Source organism: Nocardioides sp. Z35_8 (genome assembly GCF_059621125.1).
In genome coordinates this window covers 2,308,967-2,325,013 of sequence record NZ_JCAQIE010000001.1, presented here as the reverse complement: position 1 = coordinate 2,325,013, position 16,047 = coordinate 2,308,967, and the positions used below count along the sequence as shown (strand labels likewise).

11 protein-coding genes and 1 tRNA gene are annotated in these 16,047 nt (G+C 72.5%); 4 read left to right on the top strand and 8 right to left on the bottom strand.

All coding sequences use genetic code 11. From position 1 onward, the window contains the following. From AC54T2_RS11250 to leuS, 3 genes are read right to left on the bottom strand one after another with little or no spacing between them, the layout of a single operon-like run. Positions 1–1,278: a glycosyltransferase family 2 protein gene (locus AC54T2_RS11250; protein ID WP_206054545.1), complete on the bottom strand. Its 1,278-nt coding sequence runs from the start codon at positions 1,276–1,278 to the stop codon at positions 1–3. Positions 1,279–1,281: 3 nt separating this feature from the next. After that, positions 1,282–2,190, bottom strand: a complete 909-nt coding sequence (locus AC54T2_RS11245) for an ATP-grasp domain-containing protein (protein WP_496666184.1) — start codon at positions 2,188–2,190, stop codon at positions 1,282–1,284. A gap of 44 nt (positions 2,191–2,234) precedes the next feature. Beyond that, entirely contained in the window at positions 2,235–4,733 is a 2,499-nt protein-coding gene (gene leuS, locus AC54T2_RS11240; RefSeq protein WP_496666183.1) for a leucine--tRNA ligase, read from the bottom strand. 368 nt (positions 4,734–5,101) lie between these two features. On the opposite strand from leuS, the gene AC54T2_RS11235 reads away from it, so the two are divergent. Continuing rightward, positions 5,102–8,050, top strand: coding sequence for a M36 family metallopeptidase (locus AC54T2_RS11235; RefSeq protein WP_496666182.1), 2,949 nt, complete (start codon positions 5,102–5,104; stop codon positions 8,048–8,050). A gap of 106 nt (positions 8,051–8,156) precedes the next feature. Here the strand turns inward: AC54T2_RS11235 and AC54T2_RS11230 are convergent, their stop codons facing one another. Continuing rightward, positions 8,157–8,627 (bottom strand): DUF4870 domain-containing protein, encoded by a 471-nt coding sequence (locus tag AC54T2_RS11230; protein ID WP_186341694.1) that lies wholly within the window; start codon positions 8,625–8,627, stop codon positions 8,157–8,159. 264 nt (positions 8,628–8,891) lie between these two features. On the opposite strand from AC54T2_RS11230, the gene AC54T2_RS11225 reads away from it, so the two are divergent. From AC54T2_RS11225 to AC54T2_RS11215, 3 genes are read left to right on the top strand one after another with little or no spacing between them, the layout of a single operon-like run. Then, complete coding sequence (locus AC54T2_RS11225) at positions 8,892–9,434, top strand: ArsR/SmtB family transcription factor (RefSeq protein WP_206054544.1); 543 nt, start codon at positions 8,892–8,894, stop codon at positions 9,432–9,434. Beyond that, complete coding sequence (locus tag AC54T2_RS11220) at positions 9,431–10,678, top strand: MFS transporter (protein ID WP_241005371.1); 1,248 nt, start codon at positions 9,431–9,433, stop codon at positions 10,676–10,678. The genes AC54T2_RS11225 and AC54T2_RS11220 overlap by 4 nt, the downstream gene beginning before the upstream one ends. Positions 10,679–10,687: 9 nt before the next feature. Then, positions 10,688–11,449: an SDR family NAD(P)-dependent oxidoreductase gene (locus AC54T2_RS11215; RefSeq protein WP_186341693.1), complete on the top strand. Its 762-nt coding sequence runs from the start codon at positions 10,688–10,690 to the stop codon at positions 11,447–11,449. A gap of 37 nt (positions 11,450–11,486) precedes the next feature. On the opposite strand, the gene AC54T2_RS11210 is transcribed toward AC54T2_RS11215, so the two are convergent. From AC54T2_RS11210 to AC54T2_RS11195, 4 genes are all read right to left on the bottom strand, one after another. Next, positions 11,487–12,869: a DUF6226 family protein gene (locus AC54T2_RS11210; protein WP_186341692.1), complete on the bottom strand. Its 1,383-nt coding sequence runs from the start codon at positions 12,867–12,869 to the stop codon at positions 11,487–11,489. 42 nt (positions 12,870–12,911) lie between these two features. Continuing rightward, positions 12,912–14,156: an ornithine--oxo-acid transaminase gene (gene rocD / locus AC54T2_RS11205; protein WP_186341691.1), complete on the bottom strand. Its 1,245-nt coding sequence runs from the start codon at positions 14,154–14,156 to the stop codon at positions 12,912–12,914. Between the two features lie 24 nt (positions 14,157–14,180). Beyond that, complete coding sequence (locus tag AC54T2_RS11200; RefSeq protein ID WP_186341690.1) at positions 14,181–15,833, bottom strand: MFS transporter; 1,653 nt, start codon at positions 15,831–15,833, stop codon at positions 14,181–14,183. A gap of 129 nt (positions 15,834–15,962) precedes the next feature. After that, positions 15,963–16,038: transfer RNA gene (locus AC54T2_RS11195), tRNA-Ala, on the bottom strand. Positions 16,039–16,047: the final 9 nt, after the last annotated feature.

Sequence of the window (16,047 nt, the reverse complement as noted above, 5' to 3'; positions counted from 1 at the left end):
TCAGGAGCCAGGGCCGTCGTCGTCGCTCAGGCCACGCACCGACACCGTCCCGGTCCGCTCCAGCTTGTTCCATCGGTTCTCCGCATTCCCGAGCTCGAGCCGGACGGCATCGAGCACGACGAAGGTCATCAGGGTCGAGTAGAGCGGCCACAACGGGACGGTCCACAGGTGGCGCAGGTCATCGGCGGCCCGGTCGAGCGCGAGGGCGAGCGCCAGCAGCGCCAGCGACGCCGGCACCCCCAGCAGGAGCACCCACGACCACCAGGTGCCGGGCAGCCAGCCGGAGCCGTCCACGGCGACCAGCCACCCCACGTTCACCGCGGCTGCGAGCTGGAGGAAGGGGGCGATCACCTGGGTGACGGTGTTGAAGAGCAGGTAGACGCCGAACGCGCCGTAGCGCGGGTTGCCGATCATCGACCAGTGCATCTCGGTGGCCTGCAGCAGCCCACGCGCCCAGCGGACCCGCTGCCGCCACAGGCCACGCAGGGTGGAGGGAGACTCGGCGTACACGAGCGCGTCGGGGGCGAACGCCACCTGGAAGCCCGCCTCGTGCACCCGCCAGGTCAGCTCCAGGTCCTCGCCGAGCGTGTCCGTTCGCAGCGGACCCACCCGCTCGAGCACGTCACGGCGGAAGGCGCCGATGTTGCCGGAGACGACGGGCAGGCAGCCCAGCACGTCGAGGGCGCGACGCATCAGGCCGGTGCCGACGTGGCTGATGACGGAGAGGAGGCGGGTGAGCGTCCGGTCGAGGTTGACGGGCTTGTCGTTGCCGCAGACCGCACCGATCCGCGGGCTGCGGAAGCCCCGCAGCAAGCGGGCCAGCGTGTCGGGGCGGAACACCCCGTCGGCGTCGACGAGCACGAGGACCTCGCCTCGGGCGGCGGCGATGCCGGTGTTGAGGGCGGCGCCCTTGCCGGCGTTGTCCTGCCGCAGCGCCCGCACCATCCCGGGGTGTGCGGCGGCCAGCTGCCGCATCCGCGCGAAGGTGTCGTCGGACGACCCGTCGTCGACGCACACGATCTCGAGGCGTGGGTAGTCGCTGCGCGCGATCGAGCGCACGCACTGGTCGATGACGCGTGCCTCGTCGAAGGCCGGCACCACCACGCTCAGGGAGGGGGCCTCGGCGAACATCGGGCCGTATCCGGCCCGTCCGGACCGGCTGCGCCGGGCCCGGACCTCGAAGACCAGCGCGAACGGCACCATCGCGAGGCGCACGACTCCGGCGACCGCGAGCGGGACGAGCAGCACGAGGACCAACGCCGCCATGAACGCGACCACGGGTCACCCTGTCCACTCGGCAAGCACGTCGGCGAGGAGCTCCGGGGCCTGCGCGGACAGCGCACCGAACCTGCTGTTGACCTCGAGCACCACGGGGGTGCCGTCGCTCGACCTGCGTACGTCCAGGTCGACCGGTCCGACCAGGTCGAGTGCCTCCACGGCACGCACGGCGAGCGCCTCGACGTCGGGCTCGGCACCGTCGCCGAGTCTCTCGACCGCCGCGGCGTTGCCCACCCGGCCCTGCTTGAGCTCGGTCTTGCGCAGCACCACGACCCGGCACCTGCCGCTGTGCGGTGAGCGGTAGACCTGGGGGCTGTACTCCACCCCCGGCGCGTAGCCCTGGACCAGCCAGGTGGCGTCGAGGGAGTCCCACACCGGGTCGCCACCGTCCTCGACGACGTGCACGCCGCGACCACCGCGGCTCACCCGCGGCTTCACCACCACGGGCCCGCCGCCCCAGGCCACGGCGTCGGCGGCGGAGCCGGCCTCGGCGACGGTGGCGTGCGGAGGCACCGCGACGCCGCTCGCGGCCAGCGCCCACATCGTCAGCAGCTTGTCCGCGGCGACGGCGACGGGGCCCGGCGCCGAGAGCACCAGTCCCGGGCCCATCCCCGCCGCGAGCCCGAGCACGGCGAGCCGGGGCAGCTCCTCGGCCACGGTGGGGACGACGAGGTCAGGGTCGAGGCGAGACACCAGGTCGCGCATGTCCTCGTCGTACGCCGGGTCGGGCGCGCCCGGCACCGGCAGGACCGTCTCGTAGCCGGGCACGGGGGCCGGCGCGAGGTCGACCCCCAGCAGGCGCAGCCCACCACCGCGCTCGGCGCGCGCCAGGACCTGCGCGCCGAGGGCCCGCCCCGCGGGTCCGGCCGCACCGGTGACGAGGATGGCTGTGCGCTCCGAGGCGGCACCCATCCGCCGAGTCTAGGCGCGGCGCCGCTCCGGGCGGCGCCGCGCGCTCAGACGACGATGTTGACGAGCTTGGGCGCGCGCACGATCACCTTGCGCACCGTCGCCCCCTCGAGCGCCCGCTGCACGGCGGGATCGGCCAGCGCCGCGGCCTCGAGGTCGGCGTCGGAGACGTCGGGCGAGACCTCCAGGCGCGCCCGGACCTTGCCCTTGACCTGGACGACGGCGGTGACGGTGTCCTCGACCAGCAGCGCCTCGTCGACCTCGGGCCAGCCGGTGCGCGCGACGGTGGGCTCGTGACCCAGCCTTTCCCACATCTCCTCGGCCGTGTAGGGCGCGACGAGCGACAGCAGCACGGCCACCGCCTCGGTGGCCTCCCGCACGGCCGGGTCGGCCGGACCGCAGCCGGAGTCGATGGCCTTGCGGGTGGCGTTGACCAGCTCCATCACCCGCGCCACCATCACGTTGAAGCGGTAGGTCTCGACCAGCTCGGCGGCGTCGTGCACGGTGCGCGCGGTCGTACGCCGCAGCGCGAGGTCGCCGGTCGACACGTCGGCACCGGGCGCCGAGGTGACGTCGCCCGAGAGCCGCCAGGCCCGCTGCAGGAAGCGCAGCGACCCCTCCGGCGACATGGTGGCCCAGTCGATGTCGTCCTCGGGCGGTCCGGCGAACACGAGGGTCAGCCGCACCGCGTCGACGCCGAAGGCCGACAGCTGCTCGCCCAGGTTGACGCCGTTGCCCAGGGACTTGCTCATCTTCTTGCCCTGGTTGATCACGAAGCCCTGGTTGAGCTGCGCCGACCACGGCTCGCGGAAGTCGACCAGGCCCATGTCGTTGAGGACCTTGGTGAAGAAGCGGCCGTAGAGCAGGTGCAGCACCGCGTGCTCGACGCCGCCGACGTAGAGGTTGCACGGCATCCAGGCGTTGACCTTCGCGCTGTCGAACGGCGCCTCGGTCTCGTGCGGGGAGCAGTAGCGGAACATGTACCACGACGAGTCGACGAACGTGTCCATCGTGTCGGTGTCGCGGGTGGCCGGGCCCCCGCAGGTCGGGCAGGTCGTCTCGACCCACTCCGTCGCCCCGCCCAGCGGCGAGGTGCCCTTGGGCTTCAGGTCCGCGCCCTTCAGCATCGGCAGCGTCACCGGCAGCTGGTCCTCGGGCACCGGGACCTCGCCGTCCACCGGGCAGTGGACGATCGGGATCGGCGCGCCCCAGTAGCGCTGGCGGCTCAGCAGCCAGTCGCGCAGGCGGAAGTTGACCGCCCCGGAGCCGCGGCCCTCGGCCTCGAGCCGCTCGATGATCGTGCGGATGCCCGACGCCTTGTCGCTCAGCCCGTCCAGTGGCCCGGAGTTGACGTAGGTGCCGTCGCCCGAGGTCGCCACCCCGGACTCCGCCGGGTCGTCCTGCCCGGGCACGTCGATGACCCGCCGCACCGGCAGTCCCATCGCCCGGGCGAAGTCGAGGTCGCGCTGGTCGTGCGCGGGCACGGCCATGATCGCGCCGGTGCCGTAGTCGGCCAGCACGTACTCGCTCGCCCAGACCGGGATCTCCTCGCCCGACACCGGGTTGGTGGCGGTGATGCCCAGGTCGACGCCCGTCTTGGGGCGGTCGGTGGCCAGCCGGTCGATGTCGGAGGCCTTGCGCACCTCCACCAGGTAGTCCTGCAGCGCCTGCGCGCGGTCGGGGTGCACGATCTCCGCGGCCAGCGCCGCATCGGCGGCCACCACCATGAACGTCGCGCCGTACAGCGTGTCGGGACGCGTGGTGTAGACCTCGACGTCGCGCTCACCGCCGGCGGTGTGCAGCGTGAAGGTGACGTGGGCACCCTCGGAGCGGCCGATCCAGTTGCGCTGCGCGGTGACGACGCGGTCGGGCCACGTGTCCTCCAGCTCGTCCAGGCCGTCGAGCAGCTCCTGGGCGTAGTCGGTGATCTTGAAGTACCACTGGGTCAGCTCCTTCTTGGTCACCTCCGCCCCGCACCGCTCGCAGGTGCCGCCGACGACCTGCTCGTTGGCCAGCACGGTCTGGTCGACCGGGCACCAGTTGACCGGGCTGTTCTTGCGGTAGGCCAGCCCGCGCTCGTAGAACTTCAGGAACAGCCACTGCGTCCAGCGGTAGTAGTCGGGGTCGCTGGTGTTGAACGTGCGCGACCAGTCGAACGACGCGGCGTAGGTGCGGCACGACTCGATCGAGCGGGCGATGTTGGCGCGGGTGTAGGTGTCGGGGTGCTCGTCGTTGCGGATGGCGGCGTTCTCCGCCGGCAGGCCGAAGGAGTCGAAGCCCATCGGGTTGAGCACCTCGTAGCCGCGCTGCCACCAGTAGCGCGCGACCACGTCGTGCAGCGCGAACACCTCGGCGTGGCCCATGTGGAGGTCGCCGCTCGGGTAGGGGAACATCGTCAGCGCGTAGCGCTTCTCACGCGGGCTGTCGTCGTCGGCCCGGAAGGGCTCGAGCTCCTCCCAGACCCGCTGCCACTTCGTCTCGGTGGCCTCGATGTCGTACGTCGCGCGCGCCTCGCTCGCGTCGTGGGCTCCGGTGTCGGTCGTCATCGCGTGTCCTCGTGCTGGCTGTTGCTGTGGCGGGGGTCGGGCATGAAAAAACCCCTCGCATGGAGGGGTGGCCGCGTGTCGGTCTCCGTGGGTGGGAGGACTCGATCAGCGCGGCTGGGCAAGAAGGAGCTGCTCGTGCACGGCACCAGCATACTCGCCCCCCGGGCCGCCTGCCGATCAGGTGGGGCGGCGCCCCGACCCCGCTGGGGCCCGGTCGGGATACCGGGCACCGGAGCCCTGCCTCCGCGGCGCCGGCCGGCCCGACGACAATGTCTGTCCAAGTCTTCCCACCGGTCCCCCACCGGGGTACAACGAGATTCCCACGTTTCTCGGACACGGCGGCCGCGGTCGCCGGAAGGGACCCACCGATGCACCTCAGTTCTCGGGTCGGAGGAGTCGGCGCTGCCCTCGTGACGCTCTCCCTGGCAGCAGCTCTCGCACCGTTCGCCTCGCCGGCCTCCTCGGCCGGCCCACCACCAGGGGGTCCGCCCGGCGCCGGCGCCGGGTTCCAGGGAGAGGACTCCACCTCCCGCGACAAGGACGTCCGCGACGGCCGGGCCGCGCCGACCGCGAAGCAGCGGTCCGCTGCCGCGGACCTCGACGCCACGGCCCGGTGGAACAAGCTCGGCACGCCGGCCGTGCTGATGGCCACGGACGCGCCCCTCGCCACGGGGCTTCCCGCCGACCCCGAGGCGGCCGCGCTCGCGTTCCTCGCCGGGTCCCGCGACGTCCTGGGCCTCACCGCCCGGGCCGCCGAGTCCGTCGAGGTGCTCGCCAGCCGCCCGCTGGGCGAGGACGCCGACGTGGTGATCGTGCGCCAGCAGTTCGGCGACCTCGCGGCGGGCGTCGACGGCATCGCCGCCGTGGGCCTCCGCAACGGCAAGGTGCTCTACGTCAGCTCGTCGCTGGCACGCGACGCGGCCGCGCCGGCTCCGGCCACCCTGACGGCGGCCGACGCCGAGCGGCTCGCCGCCCGCGACGCCGGCATCGCCGCGCCCGTCGTGCTCGGCACGACCGAGGTCGCGGTGCCTGTGCCGGGCGCCGCGGTGCGCGCCGCCTTCCAGGTGGTGCTCCGCTCCGAGGGCGACGAGGCCGTCGGCTTCGCCAGCTACGTCGACGCCCGCTCCGGCGAGGTGCTGGTCCGCGAGGACCTCGTCGACCACGACGCCGACAACCCCGAGTGGGAGGTGTTCCCGAGCAGCCCGCCGGTGGACTACTCCTCCCGCGACGCCCGGGCGACGTGGTGCTGGACGCCGCTGACCGGCTGCGAGGAGACGGTCGGCACCAGCGCCTCGCTGCCCTGGGACGTCGACCCGGCGACCAACCTGCCGACGTTCACCACGCTGGGCAACAACGCCATCGCGGTCGAGAACCGCAACAGCAACAACTCGCGGACCGTCGGCACCGAGACGGCGACCGCGTCGCCGACCCGTGACTACGCCTACCCGTGGACCAACCAGTGGTACGAGGAGGGCTGCAACCCCGCGACGTTCGGGTCCCCCGACAACGTCGACCTCGACGCCGCCCGCGCCAACCTCTTCGCGATGCACAACCGCATGCACGACTGGTCCTACCACCTCGGGTTCGTCGAGAGCACCTGGAACATGCAGAAGGACAACCTCGGCCGGGGTGGCCTCGGCAACGACTACGAGCAGGGCAACGCCCAGGCAGGCGCGATCTCGGGCGGTCCGCCGACCTTCGCCGCGCGCAACAACGCCAACCAGTTCACCCCGCCCGACGGCCAGGCGCCGATCACCAACATGTACATGTGGCAGCCGATCGCCGGCTCCTTCTACGCCCCGTGCGTCGACGGCGACTACGACATGAGCGTCATCGGCCACGAGTACGGCCACGCGATCAGCAACCGGATGATCGCCGGCCCCAACGGCGGCGTCAGCTCGCCGCAGGGCATGAGCGAGAGCTGGAGCGACCAGCTGGCCATGGAGTACCTCCACGAGCACGGCTACGCCGCCTCCGGTCTCCAGGCCTTCACGATCGGCCAGTACACGACCGGCGACCCGGTGGCCGGCATCCGCAACTACAACATGAGCCGCAGCCCGCTCAACTACACCGACATCGGCTACGACGTCACCGGCCCGCAGGTGCACGCCGACGGCGAGATCTGGACCGCGACCAACTTCGACATCCGGCAGGCCTTCATCGATCGCTACGGTGCCGGCGACGCGGCCCTCAACAAGTCGTGCGCCAACGGCCAGACACCGGTCAGCGGGTGCCCGGGCAACCGGCGCTGGATGCAGCTGGTGTTCGACTCGTTCCTCCTGATGGCCAACAGCCAGGTCAGTCAGGTCGACTCCCGCAACGCGATGCTGGCCGCCGACCTGCTCCGCTTCAACGGGGCCAACCAGGACATCCTCTGGAACGCCTTCGCCCGTCGCGGCCTCGGCGAGGGTGCCACCAGCGCCGGCAACGCCGACGCCGACCCGGTGCCGAGCTTCCGCTCGGCCTACGCCGACGAGTCGGCGGTCACCTTCGCGCCGCGCGACGAGCAGGGTCGCCTGGTGCGCGGAGCCCAGCTCTTCGTGGGCCACTACCAGGCACGGGCCGTGCCGGTGGCCGACACCGACCCGACCACGGCGCTGCCCAACCGGGTGGAGCTGGTGCCGGGCAACTACGAGTTCGTGGCCCGCGCCCCCGGGCACGGCCACGCCCGCATCCCGCTGACGGCGTTCGCCGCCGGCCGGGCCAAGACCCTCAAGCCACGGATGGACACCAACCTGGCGTCCGTCACCAACGGCGCGGCGGTCGAGGGCACGGGCACCGACCTGGTCAGCCTCGTCGACGACGAGGAGGGCACCCAGTGGGCGGCCCTGGGCGCTCCGGTCGCGGAGCAGCACGTGATCGTCGACCTGGCCGGCACCAAGCGCCAGGACGTGCGGCGGGTGCAGGTCAGCACCCACCTGCGACCGGCCCGGACCAACCCCGACGGCACCCCGGCCGAGCCGAGCCAGAGCCGCTACTCGGCCCTGCGGCAGTTCGAGGTCTGGTCGTGCTCCATCGCCCGCGGGGTCGACTGCGACGAGCAGGACGAGTTCACCCGGGTGTTCGTCAGCCCGGAGGACGCGTTCCCGGCCACGGCCCCCCGGCCGCGGGCGCCGGACCTGATCCTCCGCTCGTTCGACATCCGGCGCACCAAGGCGACCCACCTGTGGCTCCAGGTCGTCACCAACCAGTGCACCGGCGGGCCCGACTACGCCGGTGAGCAGGACCAGGACCCGCGTGCGGTGAGCGACTGCTCGGCAGGCAGCGACCAGGACCTCAACGTGCGGGCGACGGAGTTCCAGGCCTTCGGCCGCTGATCGACACGGCTGCACCCCCGAGGCCCCGGCACGTGAACGTGTCGGGGCCTCGGCGCGTCGGCTCGCTCGGGTGGGCTCGGGTGGGATCAGGTGGGCCCAGGTGTGGTCAGCGGACGAACTGCGGGGTGAAAGGCGGGTTCCACCACTCCCCGTTGTAGGCCTTGACCGCTCCGATGACGTGCAGGACGGCCGCGACGACGAACGGGACTGCGAACACCGGCAGGAACACGACGAAGCCGATGCCGAGCGTGATGACGCCCAGGACGACGTAGATCACCCCGGCGACGAGGAGCCAGATGAACATCGAGATCTGCACGTTGATCGAGTTGGCTGCGTGCGCCCGCACGAACGGGCCCCGGTCCTTGTGGACCACGTAGACGGCGATCGACGCCAGGAACCCGAGGAAGCCTGCCGAGCACACCATCGCGACCACCGCGCCGGCGTGGCTGATCGCTCCCCAGGTGCGCTCGTCCTGCGGCGACATGGTCGTGGGCGTCGCCCGGTAGGCGGTCGTGGGCTGCTGGGGGTCCCGCTGGTAGCCCCCCGGGTCGTACGGGCTCGGGTACTGGTCGGACATCTGGCTCACTCCTCGGCGGGCCGGGCGCCCGCTCTCATCAAGGCAAGCCAAGCACGTCGAGGGCGCCGAATCACGTGGTTCGACCCGGTTCAGGGCCGGATTCAGGGCCGGATCCAGGGGTGGATTCAGGGTCGGGTCAGGGGTGTGCCGGAGGCCTCCGGCGCAGCCGAGCCATAGTCGGCCGGCCAGACCACCCAAGAAGTGTTTGACAGTCGAGACCCACCCGCGCAGACTTGCCCCCCAAGACTTCTTGGAGGGTGAGCCTTGACCGACGACCTGACGGACCCGGAAGCGGTCTCGGCACTGCGCGCGGTGGCGCACCCGGTACGACTCCGGATCCTCTCGCTGCTGACCGCGGAGGCGATGAGCGCGGCCGAGGTCGCCCGCGAGCTGGACCTGACCCACGCCAACGCGTCCTACCACCTCCGGGTGCTGCACGAGGCGGGCGAGCTGGTGGTCGAGAGCGAGGAACGCATCCGCGGCGGCGTCGCGAAGCGCTACCGCTACGTGGTGGTCGACGCCCCGCCCGCCACGCGCGCGAGCAACGACGACCGCATCGCCTACGTGCGTGCCACCGCCCGCGAGATCACCCGACGCCAGCTCTCGCACCGGTCCGGGGTCGGGCAGATGTCCGACATCGAGACCTGGGTCGATCCCGAGACCTGGGCCCGGGCCGTGGACCTGTTGCGCGAGGCCGGCGACCTCCTCCACGCCGAGGCCCGAGCGCCCCGCTCCCCCGGCACCATCCACGTCAGCGCGTCCCTGTTCGCCTTCCGGATGTCCGACCCGGGCCAGGAGTCGTCGTGACCTGGTCGAGCGCCCTGGCTCCGCTGCGCAACCGCAACTTCGCGTGGTACTTCGCCTCCCGCACCACCAACACCCTCGGCACGATGATGGCCAACATCGCGCTGACCTTCGCGGTGCTCGACATCGACGGCCGGGCCGTCGCCATCGGCCAGGTGCTGGCCGCCCACACGATCCCGATGATCCTGCTCCTGCTGTGGGGCGGTGTGCTGTCCGACCGCTTCCCCCGGGCGGTCGTGCTCCAGGCCTCCAACATCGCCTCCGCCCTCACCCAGGGCGTGATCGCGGTGCTCGTCCTCACCGGCACCGCCGAGCTCTGGATGGTGATCGTGCTGAGTGCCGTGCACGGCGCGGTGTCGGCGATCTCGATGCCGGCGATGGCCGGCATGGTCCCGCAGCTGGTGGCGCGCGAGCAGCTGCAGCCGGCCAACGCGCTGCTGTCGCTGACCCGCAACGGGCTCACGGTCCTCGGGCCCACCGTCGGCGCGCTGCTGGTCGTCACGGCCGGTGCCGGCTGGGCGCTCGCCATCGACGCGCTCGCGTGGGCGCTGGCCGCACTGTGCCTGACCCGGGTCCGGATCCCCCCACTGGAGCGGGCCGCGTCCGACAGCACCATCGCGGAGCTCCGCGAGGGCTGGACGTTCTTCCGCCGGACCACCTGGCTGTGGGTGGTCGTGCTCGGCTTCGGTGGTCTCAACGCCATCCACCACGGCGCGATCTTCACCCTCGGGCCGGTGGTCGCCGAGGACACCATCGGCCGGCAGGGCTGGGGCTACGTGCTGTCCGCCGAGGCGCTCGGCCTGCTGGTGATGACGGTGATCCTGCTGCGGGTGCGCCTCGAGCGGCCGCTGCTGTGGGGCATGCTCGCCTGCGCGTCCATGTCGTTGCCGATGCTCATGCTCGGCCTCGACCCGGTGCTCGTCGCCCTCGTCGTCGCCGCCTTCGTCGGCGGCATGGGCCTCGAGGTCTTCGGCATGGGGTGGAACCTGGCCATGCAGGAGAACATCGACGACCACCTGCTGTCGCGGGCCTACTCCTACGACATGCTCGGCTCCTTCATCGCGATGCCCATCGGCCAGCTCGCGTGGGGTCCGCTGGGCGAGGTGTTCGGCAACGACCGCGTGCTCGTGGCCTCGGGGGTGGCCTACGCCGTGATCTGCGCGCTCGTGCTGTGCTCGCGGTCGGTGCGCACCCTGCCGCGCGCGCCCGTCGCACCGGCGGCGACGGCGAGCGGCCCCACGCCGTAGGGTCTCGACATGACCGTCATGGACCTCTTCCGTCTCGACGACAAGGTCGTCATCGTCACCGGCGCGTCGAGCGGGCTGGGCGTGGCGTTCGCCCACTGCTTCGCCGAGGGCGGGGCCGACCTGGTGCTCGGAGCCCGCCGCGCCGACCGGCTCGAGCGGGTCGCCGACTCCGTGCGCTCGACCGGCCGCCGCGTGCAGACCGTCGTGACCGACGTCGCCGACCCCGAGCAGTGCCAGCACCTCGTCGACGAGACGATGGCGACGTTCGGCCGGGTCGACGTGCTCATCAACAACGCCGGCGTCGGCACCGCGGTGCCGGCCACGCGCGAGACGCCCGAGCAGTTCCGCTCGGTGATCGACGTCAACCTCAACGGCTGCTACTGGATGGCACAGGCGTGCGGCCGGGTGATGCAGCCCGGATCGAGCATCATCAACATCTCCTCCGTCCTCGGCATCACCACCGGCGCCCTCCCGCAGGCGGCCTACTCCGCGTCCAAGGCCGGGCTCGGCGGACTCACCCGGGACCTCGCCCAGCAGTGGACGGGCCGCAAGGGGATCCGGGTCAACGCGCTCGCGCCGGGCTTCTTCGCCTCCGAGATGACCGACACCTACCCCGAGGGCTACCTCGACCTCGCCCTGCAGCGCGTGCCCGCCGGACGCACCGGCCGCCCGCACGAGCTCGCCGCGACCGCCATGTGGCTGGCCTCCGACGCCGCCGGCTACGTCACCGGGCAGATGATCCCGGTGGACGGCGGCCTCACGATCGCCTGAGCCCGGCCCGAGCCGGCCCCGGCCGGGGTCGGGCGCGTCAGAGCCAGGCCGCGCCCGCGACGACGCCGTCCCTGCGCCGTCCCTGCGCGGCGTCGGCGAGCCACCGCTCGCCGTCGTCGACCCCGGAGCTCCCCCAGCCGTCGAGCGAGCGGCGCACGACCCGCTCGCCGTCGCGGACCGCGTAGACGCCGCCGGACAGGGCCAGCACGAACGCGTCGTCGACCCTCTCGAGGAGGTCGGCGGACCCGGTGTCGCACGCGTCGCAGCCGCAGTCGGGCTGGCTCACCAGGACCTCCGCGGGGTCCCCGACCCCGATGGCGACGAACGCCTCGGTGGCGCCCGGCGACGGCGCGACGCCCACGACGACCGGTTGCGTGCCCGCTCGTCCGCGGACCACGGTGACCCGGCTGGACTCGAGCACCGGCGCGCCCCACCGCACCGACCGCGGGTCGACCTGCTCGGCGACGCCGAGCCCGGCCGACACGATGGCCTCCACCCACGCGTCCGCACGCACGGCGAGCAGCCGGTACTTCCCCGGGTCGAGGCAGCGCGAGTACTCCTCCTCGTCCGCGGGGGCACCCTGCGGGTGCGGGTCCGGCCAGTCGGCGAGGTCGCCGCGCAGCCGCGCGAACACCTCGTCGACCGCCGGGAGCAGCGCGGCGGCGGCGAACCGCCGACGATCGGGGCGGGTGGTGACCACGACGCCGTCCAGGGTGAGGCGGGTGGACGCCTCGACGGGCAGCGCGAGGGACAGCTCGGCGAGCTCCCCCCGCCCGTCGTCCGTCCCCACGATCGCCCACACGACGCCCTCGCTCCGCTCCGGGCGCCCGAGCGGCAGCAGGGAAATGTGGGTGCCGCCGGGCTCGAGGAAGACCCGGCGCGGGAAGTGGCGGTCGGCGTGGAGGCCCAGGGCCAGCAGCAGGTCGGCGAGCCGGTCCGGGTCGGGCGGGGTCAGCTGAAGGTGCTCCACGACCGGCCCGTCGCCCGGCCCCGGGCCCATCGGCGACGTCCACTCGATGAGGAACGGCAGGAAGCCCTCGTCCGACCCTCCGTCGACCTCGCACACGCGCCACTCGATGAGCTCCCCGTCGGGGGTGCGGCGCGAGCCGGGCATCGGCGGATCGGGCGCGAAGCCCGCGGCGAGCAGTGCCCGTCGCGCGTCGTCGAGGTCGTCGACCGCGATCGCCCACGCGATCGGTCCACGGCTCGCACGGAGCCGGTCGAGCCACGGGCCGGTCGCGTGCCTCCCCGGTGCCACCAGCTCGACGTAGGCCGGTCGTGGGCCGCGGACAAGCAGGTTCTCCGTGCCGCCCGGGTGGGCTCCCCCGCGCTCGGCGCGGATGCCGGCCGCGCGCCACCGCTGCGCCGCCTCGTCGAGGTCGGCGACGGCGATGACGAGGTGGTCGAAGCGTGCCTCCATGCCCGACAGGCTAGGAGCACCGTCCAGCCATTTGGCGGGTCGTCAGGCGGTGAGGACCTCGGTGACGGCGGCGACGAGCACCGCGACGTCCTCGTCGCTGGCGACGAGCGGCGGGGCGAAGCGGACGGTCGAGCCGTGGGTGTCCTTGGCCAGGATGCCGCGCGCCATCAGCGCCTCGGACATCTGCCGGCCCGTCATGAGCGTCGGGTCGATGTCGATGCCGGCCCAGGCACCGCGGACCCGGACCTCGGACAGACCCCGACCGACCAGCGGCGAGAAGCCCGCCTCGAGCAGCTCGCCGATCTCGGTCGAGCGCCTCTGGAACGTGCCCTCCTCGAGCATCGCGACGACCTCGGTGCCGATGGCGGCGGCCAGCGGGTTGCCGCCGAACGTCGAGCCGTGGGAGCCGGGCGTGATGACGTCCATGACCTCGTGGTCGGCCGCGATCGCGGAGACCGGGTAGAGGCCGCCGCCGAGTGCCTTGCCCATCACGTAGATGTCGGGCACGACGTCCTCGTGGTCGCAGGCGAAGGTGCGCCCGGAGCGGGCCAGGCCCGACTGGATCTCGTCGGCGACCATCAGCACGTTGCGCTCGGTGCAGAGCGCGCGGAGGTCGCGCAGGAAGCCCTCGGGCGGCATCACGACGCCGCCCTCGCCCTGGATGGGCTCGAAGAGGACGGCGACCGTCGTCTCGTCGATGGCCGACGCCACCGCCTCGATGTCGCCGTACTTCACGCCGCGGAAACCGGTGGTGAACGGCGCGTACCCCGAGGTCGCGACGTCGTCGTCGGAGAAGCTGACGATCGTGGTGGTGCGGCCGTGGAAGTTGCCCTCCATCGTGATGATGGTGGCCTGCCCGGCCGGCACGCCCTTGACCTCGTAGCCCCACTTGCGGCTGACCTTGATCGCGGTCTCGACGGCCTCGGCCCCGGAGTTCATCGGCAGGACCATGTCCTTGCCGGTCAGCCGGCACAGCGCCTCGGCGAACCCGCCGAGCTTGTCGTTGAAGAACGCGCGGCTGGTCAGGGTCAGCCGGCCGAGCTGCTCGCGCGCGACCGCGACGAGGCGCTCGTTGGAGTGACCGAAGTTGAGCGCGGAGTAGCCCGCGAGGCAGTCGAGGTAGCGGTTGCCGTCGACGTCGACGACCCAGGCGCCCTCACCCTCGGCGAGGACGACGGGCAGCGGGTGGTAGTTGTGCGCGGCGTAGCGCTCGGTGGCCTCGATGTGGGCCCGGGTGCGCTCGGAGACGGCGGGGGTGGTGCCGTGCGGAACGTCGGTCGCGGTCATGGGCCCATCGTGCCACCGGGTGTTTCAGTTCGCCGACTCGGCGGACCGGTGCTCCGGAGTCGCTGGCTGCTCCGGTCGCGACCGGCCCAGCGACAGGCTGGCGAGCAGGCCCAGGATCAAGAACATGGCCGCGGCGGCCGCGGAGATGCGGGTCGCGTCGGTGAACGCCTCGCGCGCGTCCTGCGCCGCCGACGCGGTGGCCGGGTTCTTGCCCAGCTCCGGGATCGCGGCGCCGGCGCTGCCCTTGACCGCCTCGACGATGCGGGTGCGTTCCTGGTCGGGCACGTCCTGGTCGGCGAGGTGCGCGTCGAGCCGGGCGCCCAGCACGGTGAAGAGGATGGTGCCCAGGATCGCGATGCCGAATGCCGACCCCACCTGCCTGGCGGTGCTCTGCGTGCCGGATCCCTGGCCGCTGAGCTCGACCGGGACGTCGACCAGCACGACGCCGGTGAGCTGGGCCGTGGCGAAGCCGACGCCGACGCCGTAGACGAACAGCAGCGGAGCCGTGACCCACCACGGCGAGTCGGTGCGCAGCAGCAGCGCGATGCCCGCGATGCCCGTGATCTCCAGCGAGATGCCGAGGCGCACGATGAAGACCGGCGAGTGGTTGCGTCCGATCACCGTCGTCATCCCGCTCGCCGCGAAGCTGCCGACGGCGAGCGCGAGGAGCACGAGTCCGGTCTGGAACGCCGTGTAGCCCAGCACGTTCTGGAACCACAGCGGCAGCGCGAACAGCAGCCCGAACTCGCCCAGGCTGACGATCAACGCGGCGATGTTGCCGTTGCGGAACGAGGTGATGCCGAACAGCGACAGGTCGAGCATCGCGACCCGTCCGGCCGCGTTGCGCCGCCGCTGGACCGCGACGAACATCCCCAGCAGGGCGAGGCCGATGACGAACGAGAGGGGGATCGGCGAGACCTCCCACGGCCAGCGGCGGCCGAAGAGGGTCAGCGTCTCGTCGGTGCGCAGCCAGCCGTAGGTGCGCCCCTCGATGAGGGCGAACACCACCGCGCCGAAGCCGAGCGTGGCGAGGAGCGCACCGACCCAGTCCAGGCCCTTCTTCGTGCTGGGCTCGCGCGACTCGCTGACCAGGAGGTAGAGGCCGGTGATGACGACGATCGTGAACGGCACGTTGAGCCCGAACGCCCACCGCCAGGAGAAGTCGGTGGTGAGCCACCCGCCCAGGAGCGGGCCGAGGGCGGCCGTGCCGCCGATCGTCGCGCCCCACACGCCGAACGCGATCCCGCGCTCACGGCCACGGAAGGTGGCGTTGAGCAGCGACAGGGAGGTGGGCAGCATCATCGCGCCACCGAGGCCCTGCAGCGCGCGGGCGCCGATCAGCCAGGCGCCGCTCTCGGCGGTGGCGGCCAGGATGCTCGAGAGCCCGAAGACCAGCGCGCCGATGGCGAACAGGCGTCGTCGTCCCCACTGGTCGGACAGGCGGCCGAAGACGAGCAGCAGTGCCGCGAAGACCAGCGTGTAGACCTCCTGCACCCACTGCGCCTGCGTGGAGGTGATGCCGAGGTCGTCGATGATGGACGGCACGGCGACGTTGACGATCGTCGAGTCGACGATGATCAGCGAGACGCCGAGGCTGATGACGACCAGTCCGTACCACCGCCGCCGGTCGGGCGGAGCAGCGGCGACGTCGGGCTGTGCGGTCGGGTCGGTGGCCATGCCATCCACGGTAAGCCGCCCGCCCGCGCGTGGCGGCGGCGCGCCGCGCGCCACCGCGATCGGCGCGGCACCCCCCGAAAGAACGAGAGGCCGGGCCCTCAGGCCCGGCCTCTCGTGTCCATCTCCTCCTGGTGGAGCTGAGGGGACTCGAACCCCTGACCCTCTGCATGCCATGCAGATGCGCTACCAGCTGCGCCACAGCCCCAACAGCCGA